Origin of the sequence: Aeromonas popoffii (assembly GCF_037818705.1) — a bacterium.
Classification (GTDB): domain Bacteria; phylum Pseudomonadota; class Gammaproteobacteria; order Enterobacterales; family Aeromonadaceae; genus Aeromonas; species Aeromonas popoffii.
Map to the genome: position 1 here is coordinate 4,700,001 of NZ_CP149129.1, position 12,346 is coordinate 4,712,346.

Consider the following 12,346-nt stretch of genomic DNA (forward strand, 5'->3'; position numbering starts at 1 on the left):
AGGCTTTTCGAGGCACCGACTGGCTTAACTGCGTTACCGCTTGCCCTGTCGATGGAGGCGCATTATAGGGAACAGATTCTTTCTGGCAACCCCTCATCGGCAATAAAATTGCAAAAAACTGCACTTATTTAGTTATTCATAACCAACCACAGCTTTTATACAAACTTATCCACAGAAACTGGTTCTGGATTGCTAGAATGGCCGAAAACAAGGAGGCCAAGATGGACTTGCGACTGAGACCCTACAAGGGAAAACGCCCGCAACTGGGCAAACGGGTGTATGTAGATCCCTGCGCGACACTGGTAGGAGATATAAAGCTGGCCGACGATGCCAGTATCTGGCCCATGGTAGCGGCACGGGGGGATGTGAACCATATCCGCATCGGCGCCCGCAGCAATATTCAGGACGGCACCGTGCTGCACCTGACTCGCAAGAGTGCCGGCAATCCTGACGGTTATCCGCTGCTGATCGGTGAAGATGTCACGGTCGGTCACAAAGCGATGCTGCACGGCTGCACCATAGGCAACCGGGTGCTGGTCGGCATGGGGGCCATCATTCTGGATGGGGTAGTGGTTGAGGATGATGTGATGATCGGCGCGGGCTCGCTGGTGCCGCCGGGCAAGCGGCTCGAAGCCGGCTTCCTTTATATGGGCAACCCGGTCAAACAGGCCCGGGCGCTCAAGCCCGCCGAGATTGCGTTTCTCAAAACCTCGGCCGACAACTATGTCCTGCTCAAGGATGAGTATCTGCAAGAGACCTTATAGGATCGGCAGATAGAGGAAGCCCGGCATGATGCCGGGCTTAGCTTCTTATATAGCTATATAGCAGTTCAGAACGGCTGGCTGGAAATCAGTGGGCCTGATCCCAGTTATCGCCGGTGCCAGCTTCGACCAGCAGGGGCACATGCAGTTCGGCTGCGGCCGACATCTTCTCCTTGATGATGGCGGTGTACTCCTCCAGCTTCTCTTCGCGGATCTCGAACACCAGTTCATCGTGCACCTGCATCAACATGCGGATCGACTCATCCTCGATACCTCGGATCCAGCTGTCCACGTTGATCATGGCGCGCTTGATGATATCGGCAGCCGTCCCCTGCATGGGGGCGTTGATGGCGGCCCGCTCGGCAGCCTTGCGCAAACCGGCGTTGCGGGACTTGATATCCGGCAGATAGAGGCGACGGCCGAACAGGGTCTCGACATAGCCCTGCGCTTCCGCCTGCTGGCGGGTGCGCTCCATATACTCCAGCACGCCCGGGTAGCGTTCGAAGTAGAGGTCCATGTACTTCTGCGCTTCGGCGCGACCGATCCCCAACTGCTTGGCCAGACCAAAGGCACTCATGCCGTAGATAAGGCCGAAGTTGATCGCCTTGGCGCTGCGGCGCATGTCGGTGGTGACCGCATCGAGCGTCACGACGAATACCTCGGCAGCGGTTGCCTTGTGGATGTCCTTGCCCTCGGCGAACGCGGTCAGCAAACCCTTGTCACCGGAGAGGTGCGCCATGATGCGCAGCTCGATCTGGGAGTAGTCCGCCGCCACCAGCTTGTAACCGGCGCTCGGAATGAAGGCCTGACGGATCCGGCGCCCCTGCTCGTTGCGCACCGGGATGTTCTGCAGGTTGGGGTCAGACGATGACAAACGACCCGTGGCCGCCACCGCCTGATGATAGGAGGTGTGTACCCGCCCGGTCTGGGGCTTGATCATCAGCGGCAACTTGTCGGTGTAGGTGGACTTGAGCTTGGCCAGAGTGCGGTGCTCCATCAAGAGACGCGGCAGCTCATAGGTTTCCGCCAGTTCGGCCAGCACCTCTTCTGCGGTGGACGGCGCCCCCTTGGGGGTCTTCTTGATGATCGGCAGCCCCAGTTTGGTGAAGAGGATCTCCCCCAGTTGCTTGGGCGAGGAGAGGTTGAACTCCTGTCCGGCCAGCTCATGGGCCTGACGCTCCAGCTCGGCCAGACGCAGTTCGATCTCCTGACTCTGCTGGTGCAGCAGCTTGGGATCTATGGTGGTCCCGAGCAACTCCATGCGCGCCAATACCGGCAGCAGCGGCAGCTCGATTTCGCTGAATACTCTGGAAAGGCCTGGCACGGCTTCCAGCTGACCCCACAGGGTCTGGTGCAGACGCAGGGTGATATCGGCATCTTCTGCCGCATAAGGGGCAGCCTGCTCCAGCTCGATCTGATTGAAGGTGAGCTGCTTGACCCCTTTGCCTGCAATATCTTCAAACGAAGTGGTCTCGACCCCGAGGTAACGCTTGGCCAGCGAATCCATATCGTGGCGACTGGCGGTGGAGTTAAGCACATAGGATTCGAGCATGGTGTCGTAGGCGATACCCTGCAGGTCGATGTTGTGGTTGAGCAGCACGTTGCGATCGTATTTGAGATTCTGCCCCACCTTGAGACGGGTCGGGTCTTCCAGCAGCGGCTTGAGCTTGCCCAGTACCACAGCCTCGCTCAACTGCACCGGCGCCCCGAGATAGTCATGGCCAAACGGCACATAAGCGGCTTTGCCCGGCTCAACCGCGAAGGAGACACCGACGATCCGCGCCTCCATATAGTCAAGACTGGTGGTTTCGGTATCGAAGGCGAACAGCGGTGCGGCCTGCAGTTGGTCCAGCCAGCCGTCAAACTCGGCTTCGTCCAGAATGCAGTGGTAGTCGGTTTCGATGGCGGCAACCGGAGCGGCGCTGTCATCGCCAGCCTCTTCCTGTCCAGCACTCTCTTCACCACCGGACTCCAGCTCCTTGATCAGATTACGCAGCTCGTATTCGCGGTAGACCGCCAGCAGGGACTCCTTGTCGACCGGTTTGAGCAGCAGCTGTTCCAGACTCTGCTCCAGCTCGACATCGGTCTTGATGGTGGCCAGAACATAAGAGAGGCGCACCTGCTCCTCCTGCTCGCGGAACTTGTCGGCGAACGCCTTGGAACCGCGGAAACCGAGGGCCGCCACCTTGTCGAGGTTGGCGGCAATCTCATCTATGCTGCCGATCCCCTGCAACAGGGCCAGCGCCGTCTTCTCGCCGACGCCTGTCATACCGGGGATGTTGTCTACCTTGTCACCCATCAGGGCCAGATAGTCGATGATGAGCTCCGGCGGCACGCCAAACTTCTCGATCACCCCTTCCCGATTGGTCTTCACATCTTTCATGGTGTCGATCAGGGTGACATGGTCGGAGACCAGCTGCGCCATGTCCTTGTCACCGGTACTGATCAGCACCGGCAGCTGCTTCTCGGTCGCCTGGCGGGCCAGGGTGCCGATCACGTCGTCCGCCTCGACGCCTTCAACCATTAAAAAGGGGAAACCCATCGCCTTAATCATCTGATGGATGGGGGCGACCTGACTGCGCAGATCGTCCGGCATGCTGGCACGGGTCGCCTTGTACTCGGGATAGATGTCGTCGCGGAAGGTCTTGCCCTTGGCGTCGAACACTACGGCCACATGGCAGTCAGGGTATTGCTTGCGCAGGCTGCGCATCATGTTGGCCATGACACGGACGGCGCCGCTCGGCAAACCGGTCGATGTACGCAGATCGGCCTGCTGGGAGGCGAAGAAGGCACGGTAAAGATAAGAAGAGCCGTCGACCAGAATAAGGGGGGTGCTAGGGGCCATGAAATCGTCCTGCCAGAGATAAACAGCCGCTAGGATGCCACAGGCCCCCCCTCACACCAAGGGGAGCTGCAGCCCCATAAACGGGCAGCCAAAGGGACTCAAGCTGTGGATAAGTCTGTGTTCAAAAATGGGGGGCAGTATGATCGACCGTGATAAAACTGTGCACAAAAATATAAAAAGCCATATAAAACAGCAAACTAAGACATATAAAACCGATCATGAGACTGTTGAAATGATCTCGATCAATGTGGAAAAAGATTTAAGGGAGTAGGTACGGCAGGATCCAAAACTAAACAATCCTAGCACAGCAAGATGACTTGACCAGCGGATGGCGAGCGATAACCATACAAAAGTACAACAATCCATCTTGGCTCACATTTTCAACAACGAGGGGTTTGCCATGAAAAAAGTGGCCGTGATTTTGAGTGGCTGTGGCGTCTTTGATGGTGCCGAAATCCATGAGGCCGTCATCAGCCTGCTGGCACTGGCCCGCCAGGGTACCACCACCCAATGCTTCGCACCGAACGTGGCGCAGCTCCATGTTATCAATCACCTGACCGGTGAAATCAGCGAGGGGGAGAGCCGTAACGTGCTGGTCGAAGCCGCTCGCATCTGTCGCGGCCAGATCAGGGATGTGGCCGAGCTGGATGCGGCCGACTATGACGCCCTGCTGGTGCCAGGTGGCTTTGGCGCAGCCAAGAACCTGTGCGACTTCGCCACCAAGGGCGCCGGGTGCCAAATCCAGCCGGATGTGCTGAAAGCCTGTCAGAGCTTTGCCAATGCCCACAAGCCGGCGGCCTACATCTGCATCGCACCGGCCATGATCCCGCTCATCTATGGCGCCGGCACTCTGGCCACCATAGGCCATGACGAAGGGACAGCCAACGCCATCGAGGCCATGGGCGGCAGCCACCTCAACTGCCCGGTCAACGAGTTCGTGGTGGATCAGGAGCGCAAGGTGATCTCCACCCCCGCCTACATGCTGGCCAACAATATTGTCGAAGCGGCGGACGGCATCGAGAAGACGGTCAAACAGCTGCTGGCACTGTAATCCGCACCCCGCCAAAAACAGACGGGCCGCTCATGGAGCGGCCCGTTTTCAATTCTGCCTGAAGGCGATGAATTAGATGGTTTCGCCCATCTGATCCATCTTGCCCAGCAGGGCACGCAGACGTTCCTGCCAGGCAACATGTTCGTTGCGCAGCTGATGGTTTTCGTCTTGCAGCTTGCCGTTTTGCTCTTTCAGCTCGTCAAGCTCCATCTTCAGCAGAGAGATGTTGTCGACGGCGGATTGTACTTTGGATTCGAGTTGCTCAAGGACTTCTAGTGACATATGCATACCTGTATGTTCAATTGCGATGCCCCACAGAGGGCGATTCAAGCGCGTGAAGCCAGCATACCCCGAGGGCATCAGCACAAACAAGCCAGTGCGCTGTAAAATGCGCCTTCCATAGATGTATTGCCTAAATATGCGTCTGTTTTTCTCGCATCCTGCGCCCGAGTCGCGACAACACACTGAACTATGCGTAAACGGCCCCACCAACAGAGCATCATTGGCCCCATCCTGATGGAACCGCCCTTATCCATGCAAGGCGATATAGGCCCCCAGTAACAGACAGGCGACAGCGTACATCAGCAGGCCATAGAGCAGGTTCCAGCGCAGGATCAATCCGGCACTCAGGTTGTAACGGGAAGCCAATGCCAGATTGGATCCGGAGAGCGGGCTGGTGCCGGTCGCCAGCCCCCAGCCCAGCAAGAAGCACATGCCAAGCAGGCTGGGATCCGGCGCCAACGGCCACAACAGCGGCGCCAGCCCGGAGATGCTGATGAGCGGATGCACCCCGACGATGGCCACCAGCAGGATCAGCAGCAGGGTGAGCGAGGACTCCAGCCAGCCGAAGTGGTTGAAGAGCGGCAGCCCGTGCTCGCCACCGAGTTCGAGCACCGACAGCGCACTGTTGATACCGGCGGCCAGCAAACCGGCCCCCAGAAACAGCACCAGCTGACCGCCGATGGCCGGGAAGCGCTCCAGCACCTGTCGCTTGAGCGCCGCCTTGCGTCCGACCCTCGGCATAAAGAGCAGCGCCAGCACGGGGGCCACCAAGGCGATCACAGCCAAAATGCCGAGCGATGGCCAGATCTGCTTGATCAGCAGCACCAACAGCGCCAGGGCCACTGGCAGCCCAAGGGTCTGCAACCGCAGCGGGTAGCCAGCAAAGTCTTCAACCCCGAGTCGCTCCACCTGCCAGGCAGTCAGTCCCATCGCCAGCAGCGCGGCAACCACGCCAAACGGCAGTATGCTCGACAATTGCAGGCCAGGGGCATAGGTGAGCGCCACCGCCATGGCGACAAAGAAGGGGGACCAGAAGGCCGCGGCACAAAAGATCCGGCTCAGCACCATCACTTGGCGCCGCTCCAGAGTGCCTCCACGCTCCAGCCGATCGCCAATGATGAACAGCACAGAGAGGTTGATGACAGCCCCCAGCAGGTTAAGGCTGGCCATGGTGCTCCACAGCCCCTTGCGACCTGACCAGGAGGCAGTGCCGGTCAGCAAGCCTGACGTCGCCAGGTTGAGGGTGCTCACTGCGGCAAACATGGTGAGCATGTTGATGTTGGGCAGCAGCCAGGCGCCCGGGTTGAGGCTCGCGCCCCGCCACCAGGAGAAAATCAGCAGCAACAGAGCCGCTCCGTACAGGGCCATGGCCTGCCGTTTGGCCGCCCCCACCAGCCAGGGCCAGGTGAGCAGGGAGGCAGCCCAGGCAGCGATGGCCGCCGGCCAGGGGGATAATCCCAGATAGAGGTGCAGCAGGTTGAGCAGCCACATCCCCAGGATCAGATAACCTGACCAGCGTTTGGCCATCGAATCGTCTCGGTCAGGGGATCAGAGGCACTGATCCATATCCAGCGAAGGCTTGTCGCACTCCGGGCGGCCCACTATCTTGGCCGGTACGCCAGCCACTGTGGTGTGCGGTGGCACCGGGTTGATCACCACGCTGCCGGCACCTATCTTGGCGCCCCTCCCCACTTCAATATTGCCGAGCACCTTGGCGCCCGCCCCTATCATCACCCCCTCGCGGATCTTGGGGTGGCGATCACCGCCCTCCTTGCCGGTACCGCCCAGGGTCACGCTCTGCAGGATGGAGACATCGTCCTCGATCACCGCCGTCTCGCCGACCACTATGCCGGTGGCATGGTCAAACATGATGCCCTTACCGATCCGCGCCGCCGGGTGCACGTCGACCCCGAACACCACGGAGATCTGGTTTTGCAGGTAAAGCGCCAGCGAGCGACGGCCCTGACGCCACAGCCAGTTGGCAACCCGATACCCTTGCAGGGCATGAAAGCCCTTGAGGTAGAGCAGCGGGGTGGAGAAGAGATCGACCGCAGGGTCACGCTCCTGCACGGCGCAGATGTCGGCCGCCACTGCCGCCAACAGATCGGGCTCGCTGCGCAAGGCCAGCTCGATCACCTCGCGCAGGGCGATGGCTGGCATGGTGGCGCTGTCGAGCTTGTTGGCCAGCTGAAAGCTGAGGGCCGAGCACAGGTTCTTGTGATTGAGAATGGTGGAATGAAAGAAGCTGGCCAGCATGGGTTCTTCGGTCACCATGCATGCCGCTTCTCGCTCAATTTTTTGCCAGGTTTTGGCAACCAGATCATCCATGTTACAGCCTACTGTTGTTCTGATGGAGTGCCTTGCTGTTCCTGGTGCACCACAGAGATGGGGTCCATATGAATAATGACATCCATGCGCTCAAATTCCTGACGCACCGCCAGTTCGGCTTCATCGGCGATCTGATGGGCCTTAATCAGAGGGAGCTGATCATCCAGCTCCAGATGCAACTGCACGAAGCGGGTCGGACCGGATTGACGGGTACGCAGATCATGCACCCCGTGGACACCTTCGACTTCACAGCAGAGAGCCATTATTCTCGCTTGTTCTTCGGCTGGCAACTGACGATCGAGTAGCGCCTGCACCGACTCATAACCGATATGGATGGCGCCCCACAGCAGGAACAGGCCGATCAGGATGGCAAACAGGCCATCGGCCCAGAACCAGCCCCGCCCCGCCAGCACCAGCGCCAGCAAAACGCCGCCATTGAGCAGCAGGTCGGAACGGTAGTGCAACATGTCGGCCTTGATGGCCACACTGTTGGTCTTGCGGATGACAAAACCCTGGAAACTGACCAGCAGCAGGGTCAGCACGATGGAACCGCCGCTGACCCAGAGGCCCGCTTCGAGCCGCAGTATGGGTGCCTGGTTAAGCAAGGAGGATATGCCGTGCATCACCAGCAGCAGGGCCGAGCCCGAAATAAACGCAGACTGGATGAGCCCCGCCAGCGACTCCGCCTTGCCGTGGCCGAAGCGGTGCTCGTCATCGGCCGGGGCCAGCGCATAGCGAATGGCCAGCAGGTTGATGATGGAAGCGCTGACATCCATGAGGGAGTCGGTGAGCGATGCCAGCAGACTCGATGAATCCGTCATGAGCCAGGCGATCAGCTTGCCGGTGATCAGCACAGTAGCCGTGGTAACGGCGGCCATGCTGGCCAGCGTCACCCAGCGGGAATATTGTTGATGGCTCAAAACCGGCTTTCCTCTTGCGGTTAAAAATCTATTATACCCTGACCCCTGCGCCGGCTTGGCGTGAAAAATCAGCGGAATGACTATCAGATGCACAAAATACTCCTGGTCGACGACGATCTCGAGCTGACCCAGCTGCTCACCGAAATTCTGACTCTGGAAGGCTTCCAGGTCACCGTCGCCGAAGATGGCGAAGAGGGGTTGCAGCGACTGGCAGAGCAGGACTTCAACCTGGTGCTGCTGGACGTCATGATGCCCAGGCTCAACGGCTTCGCCATGCTGACCAGGCTGCGCACGACCCACGACACGCCGGTGCTGATGCTGACTGCCCGTGGCGACAGCCAGGACAGGGTCAACGGGCTGGAAGCCGGGGCCGACGACTATCTCGCCAAGCCATTTGACGACAGGGAGCTGCTGGCCCGGGTGCGCGCCATACTGCGCCGGACCCAAAATGCCCAGCCCCAGCGCGGCGGCATCTCCGAAGAGCTCCGCTTCATGGATCTGGTGCTGCAACCCGGCCTGCAACAGGCAAGCAGCGGTGATCAGCTGCTGGAGCTCACCGCCACCGAATTCGGGCTGCTGGAGTGCCTGCTGCGCAACCCCGGCCAGATCATCAGCAAGGGCCATCTCTCCGAGCAGGTGCTCGGCAAGAAGCTGGAGCCCTTCGATCGCGCCATCGATATGCACCTGAGCAACCTGCGCAAGAAACTGCCGGAGCGTACCGATGGCCAGCCCCGCTTCAAGACGGTGCGCGGACGCGGCTATCTGTGGCTGGAACAGGCATGAGCACGGCCCGTACCTTCAATGGCCTCTCCACCCAGATCTTCCTCTGGTTCTGGCTCATGCTGCTGGTGGTGCTGGCGGCCGTCGTGATACTGCCAACCCTGGATCCCCGCAACATCATCCCCTTGCCGGCGCATGAGATGACCCGGATGAACAACAATCTGAAGGCGTTGCAGAAGGGGGCGGATCCCGCGCAGGAGTTCGATCTGGTCCAGGCCATAGAAGCGGCGGGCCTGCTGCCGGTAGACAACATCTATCTGCGCGATGCAACAGGCCAGATGCAATCCACCACTCACCTGAGCAAGTTCGTGGTCCGCTTCATGCTCGATTCGGACAACCCGGCCAAGCCCATGCTGGGCAGCGAACACCAGCAGGCCATCGCTGGCCCCTTCCAGATGGAACATCGCGGCCAGATCTATCACGTCTACTTCGGCCTCAATGTCGAAAACTCCTATCTGTTCCTGTTCATCCAGATCCTGGATCACCCGGTTCAGATCCTGGGCATCGCCATGCTGGTCAGCACCCCGCTCTGCCTGCTGCTGGCCTGGCGGCTGACCCGCCCCATACTGCAGTTGCAGCGGTCTGTCTCCCAGCTGGCGGAGGGCAACCTGGAGATGCAGATCCCCAACCTGGGGCGGCGTGACGAGATCGGCCAGCTGGCGGATCACGTCAGCCACATGGTCGATACCCTCAAGAACATGATCCAGAAGCAAAAGCAGCTGTTGTCCGACATCTCCCACGAGCTGCGTAGCCCGCTTACCCGCATCCAGCTGGCGCAGGCGCTGATCCGTCGCAAGCAGGGGGACAGCAGCGAGCTGGCCCGGATAGAGTCAGAGATTGGCCGGCTCGACAAGCTGATCGGCGACCTGCTCGACCTGTCGCGGGTGCAGCAACACGTGGAGGTGCCTGTGGTGATGCCGCTGGCGGAGTTGCTGGAGCCCATGCTGGACGACGCCATGTTCGAGGCCAACCAGAGCGGCAAGCAATTACGTCTGCCGCCCCTGCCGACCGAGTCGATCCGGATGTGGCCCGAGCTGCTGGTGCGGGCGCTGGAGAATCCGCTGCGTAACGCACTCAAGTACGCACGCGAGTTCATCAAGGTGGACTGGTATCGGGAAGGACGGGAGTGGGTGATGACCATACGCGACGATGGCCCCGGCGTGCCGGTGGATCAGCAGGCCCAGCTGTTCCTGCCCTTCTTTCGGGTGGATGATGCCCGCAATGCCAAAACTGGCGGCACCGGGCTCGGGCTGGCTATCGCCTCGGAGGCGATCCAGCGTCACGGTGGCACCATACGCGCCAGCAGCAACCAGCCGGCCGGACTGACCATTACCATCCGCCTGCCCATCGGCTGAGTCACCTCTTTTCATCCACCCGGGCGCTGGGTATGCTGGCGCCCCTTTCGGCCCAATCTAGACCCCCATCAGGATCCCGCCATGCTCGACATAGTACTTTACCAACCGGAAATCCCGCCCAACACCGGCAACATCATCCGTCTCTGCGCCAACACTGGCTACCGGCTGCACCTGATAGAGCCGCTGGGTTTCGAGTGGGATGACAAGCGGGTGAAGCGGGCCGGGCTCGATTATCACGAGTTTGCCGAGGTGAAGCGCTGGCCTGACTATGACGCCTTTCTGGCAGCAGTGGCGCCCACGCGGGTATTCGCCTGCACCACCAAGGGCAGTACCGCCCATTCGGCCGTGCAGTTTGCCCCCGGCGACGCCATGCTGTTTGGCCCTGAGAGCCGTGGCCTGCCTGCGGATCTCATCGAAAGCCTACCGTTCGAGCAGCGGCTGCGCATCCCCATGCTGCCCCAGAGCCGCAGCATGAACCTCGCCAATGCGGTGGCGGTGTTCGTGTATGAGAGCTGGCGCCAGCTGGGCTATGAGGGTTCTTAGCAGCAACCGAGTGCTGCTGACCCTGTGATGAGGGGCCTCACCGGCCCGCCCTGACAACTGGATCATGCCCGCCGGGCTATGACGGCTCGCCTTCGGCCTGTTCCAGATCGTGGGGTGAGTGCAACAGGCGGCCATCACGCTCCAATTGCCAGCACAGCCACCCCAGCGTCAGACCCCGCCCCGCCATCAGCGCCCCCATGGCGGCCCACAAGGCGGCCACGCCCCAGCCCTGACAGAGCCACCAGATGGGGACGAAGCCGCACAATACCGCCACCAGCATGCTGTTGCGCATCTCTCGGGCCCGGGTCGCACCGATGAAGACCCCATCCAGCAGGAAGCACCAGACCGCCAGCAATGGCATGACGATCAGCCAGGGCAGCTGGCGATTTGCCTCGGCGATCACCGCCGGAATGTCGGTGATCTGGGCGATGAGCCGACTGCCACCCGTAGCAAACAGCAGACTGAAACCAATGGCGATGAGCAGCGCCCACCCCAGGTTCAGCACTATGGCCTCGCGCAGCCCCTGCCGATCCCGCCGACCTATGGCGCGGCCCACCATGGCCTCCACCGCATAGGCGAAGCCATCCAGCCCGTAGGAGATGAGCATCAGAAAGTTGAGCAGCACCGCATTGGCGGCCACCGCCACGTCTCCCAGTCGCGCCCCCTGCAGGGTCATGAAGGCGAAACAGAGTTGCAGACAGAGGGAGCGGATGAAGATATCCCGGTTCAGGCTGAGCAATCTCAGCAAGGCCGGCCACTGACGCCAGCGCTGCCAGGCCCCCTGCCACACTTCGGGTGACAGCCGCCGCAAATGACGGCTCACCAACCAGAATCCGACTCCCAGGGCGCTGTAATCTGCCAGCAGCGAGGCGGCAGCCACCCCTTTCACCTGCCAGCCCAGCCCCAGTACGAACCAGGTATCCAGCGCCATATTGACCAAGTTGGTCAAGATCAGCAGCAGCATGGGGCTGCGGGCATCCTGCATACCCAACAACCAGCCCATGATCACCAGATTGCAGAGCGCCGCCGGGGCGCTCCAAATCCGCACCGACACATATTCACCGGCATAGCCCTGCACCTCGGCAGAGCCGCCACCGAGTGCAATGAGCGAAGGCAGGAAGGGCTGCAACAGCAGTAGTAAGGCCAGTCCCAGTCCGACGGCAAGGCCGAGTGCCCGCGCCAGGGTGTCGAGCTGGCTGTGCGGGCTGCCGGCACCCTGGGCTTGGGCAGTCAACCCGGTGGTGGACATGCGCAGGAAACCCAGCAACCAGAAGATGAGATTGATGAGGGTCGCCCCGACCGAGACGCCACCGAGGAACCATGCCTGGCCAAGATGACCGATCACCCAGGTATCCACCAGCCCCAGCAAAGGAGTGGTGATATTGGAGAGCACCATGGGCAAGGCCAGGGCAAACACGGCGCTATGGCGCCGGCCGTCTTTCAACCAGGGCGGGATCAGCATGGCAGCCGCCGTTCGTCTG

Annotated in this window: 11 protein-coding genes; 5 read left to right on the plus strand and 6 right to left on the minus strand. The window is 60.7% G+C overall.

Translation table 11 applies throughout. From position 1 onward, the window contains the following. The first annotated feature begins 197 nt into the window (after window positions 1–197). The gene (locus WJM78_RS21865; protein ID WP_339012079.1) at window positions 198–764 is read left to right on the plus strand and encodes a gamma carbonic anhydrase family protein; all 567 of its coding nucleotides are present in this window, start codon (window positions 198–200) and stop codon (window positions 762–764) included. An 85-nt stretch (window positions 765–849) separates the two neighbouring features. Here the strand turns inward: WJM78_RS21865 and polA are convergent, their stop codons facing one another. After that, window positions 850–3,606, minus strand: a complete 2,757-nt coding sequence (gene polA, locus WJM78_RS21870) for a DNA polymerase I (RefSeq protein ID WP_339012082.1) — start codon at window positions 3,604–3,606, stop codon at window positions 850–852. A 400-nt stretch (window positions 3,607–4,006) separates the two neighbouring features. Here polA and elbB point away from each other — a divergent pair, with 400 nt between their 5' ends. After that, window positions 4,007–4,657, plus strand: coding sequence for an isoprenoid biosynthesis glyoxalase ElbB (gene elbB / locus WJM78_RS21875; protein ID WP_339012085.1), 651 nt, complete (start codon window positions 4,007–4,009; stop codon window positions 4,655–4,657). A gap of 72 nt (window positions 4,658–4,729) precedes the next feature. On the opposite strand, the gene WJM78_RS21880 is transcribed toward elbB, so the two are convergent. The 4 genes from WJM78_RS21880 to WJM78_RS21895 form a co-directional block, all read right to left on the minus strand. Beyond that, complete coding sequence (locus WJM78_RS21880; protein WP_042037447.1) at window positions 4,730–4,939, minus strand: cell division protein ZapB; 210 nt, start codon at window positions 4,937–4,939, stop codon at window positions 4,730–4,732. A 246-nt stretch (window positions 4,940–5,185) separates the two neighbouring features. Continuing rightward, window positions 5,186–6,466: a hypothetical protein gene (locus WJM78_RS21885; RefSeq protein WP_275930400.1), complete on the minus strand. Its 1,281-nt coding sequence runs from the start codon at window positions 6,464–6,466 to the stop codon at window positions 5,186–5,188. Between the two features lie 21 nt (window positions 6,467–6,487). Then, a complete protein-coding gene (gene cysE, locus WJM78_RS21890; RefSeq protein WP_042037445.1) occupies window positions 6,488–7,267 on the minus strand; it encodes a serine O-acetyltransferase in 780 nt (259 codons plus the stop codon). Between the two features lie 8 nt (window positions 7,268–7,275). Further along, entirely contained in the window at window positions 7,276–8,187 is a 912-nt protein-coding gene (locus WJM78_RS21895; protein WP_042037444.1) for a cation diffusion facilitator family transporter, read from the minus strand. Between the two features lie 87 nt (window positions 8,188–8,274). Between WJM78_RS21895 and WJM78_RS21900 the strand changes: the two genes are divergently transcribed. The 3 genes from WJM78_RS21900 (at window position 8,275) to trmL (ending at window position 10,865) form a co-directional block, all read left to right on the plus strand. Then, the gene (locus WJM78_RS21900; RefSeq protein ID WP_275930401.1) at window positions 8,275–8,970 is read left to right on the plus strand and encodes a response regulator; all 696 of its coding nucleotides are present in this window, start codon (window positions 8,275–8,277) and stop codon (window positions 8,968–8,970) included. Then, complete coding sequence (locus WJM78_RS21905; RefSeq protein WP_275930402.1) at window positions 8,967–10,322, plus strand: ATP-binding protein; 1,356 nt, start codon at window positions 8,967–8,969, stop codon at window positions 10,320–10,322. The genes WJM78_RS21900 and WJM78_RS21905 overlap by 4 nt, the downstream gene beginning before the upstream one ends. A gap of 81 nt (window positions 10,323–10,403) precedes the next feature. Then, window positions 10,404–10,865, plus strand: coding sequence for a tRNA (uridine(34)/cytosine(34)/5-carboxymethylaminomethyluridine(34)-2'-O)-methyltransferase TrmL (gene trmL / locus WJM78_RS21910; RefSeq protein ID WP_339012098.1), 462 nt, complete (start codon window positions 10,404–10,406; stop codon window positions 10,863–10,865). Between the two features lie 76 nt (window positions 10,866–10,941). Here the strand turns inward: trmL and WJM78_RS21915 are convergent, their stop codons facing one another. Further along, window positions 10,942–12,327 carry an MATE family efflux transporter gene (locus tag WJM78_RS21915; RefSeq protein ID WP_339012101.1) on the minus strand — a complete coding sequence of 462 codons (1,386 nt, stop codon included), beginning with the start codon at window positions 12,325–12,327 and terminating at the stop codon, window positions 10,942–10,944. Window positions 12,328–12,346: the final 19 nt, after the last annotated feature.

Coding starts and splice junctions, on each gene's coding strand:
- WJM78_RS21880 (WP_042037447.1), bottom strand. CDS start 4,939: ATGTCACTAGAAGTCCTTGAGCAACTCGAATCCAAAGTACAATCCGCC.
- WJM78_RS21905 (WP_275930402.1), top strand. CDS start 8,967: ATGAGCACGGCCCGTACCTTCAATGGCCTCTCCACCCAGATCTTCCTC.
- WJM78_RS21865 (WP_339012079.1), top strand. CDS start 198: ATGGCCGAAAACAAGGAGGCCAAGATGGACTTGCGACTGAGACCCTAC.
- WJM78_RS21915 (WP_339012101.1), bottom strand. CDS start 12,327: ATGCTGATCCCGCCCTGGTTGAAAGACGGCCGGCGCCATAGCGCCGTG.
- polA (WP_339012082.1), bottom strand. CDS start 3,606: ATGGCCCCTAGCACCCCCCTTATTCTGGTCGACGGCTCTTCTTATCTT.
- elbB (WP_339012085.1), top strand. CDS start 4,007: ATGAAAAAAGTGGCCGTGATTTTGAGTGGCTGTGGCGTCTTTGATGGT.
- WJM78_RS21885 (WP_275930400.1), bottom strand. CDS start 6,466: ATGGCCAAACGCTGGTCAGGTTATCTGATCCTGGGGATGTGGCTGCTC.
- WJM78_RS21900 (WP_275930401.1), top strand. CDS start 8,275: ATGCACAAAATACTCCTGGTCGACGACGATCTCGAGCTGACCCAGCTG.
- cysE (WP_042037445.1), bottom strand. CDS start 7,267: ATGGATGATCTGGTTGCCAAAACCTGGCAAAAAATTGAGCGAGAAGCG.
- trmL (WP_339012098.1), top strand. CDS start 10,404: ATGCTCGACATAGTACTTTACCAACCGGAAATCCCGCCCAACACCGGC.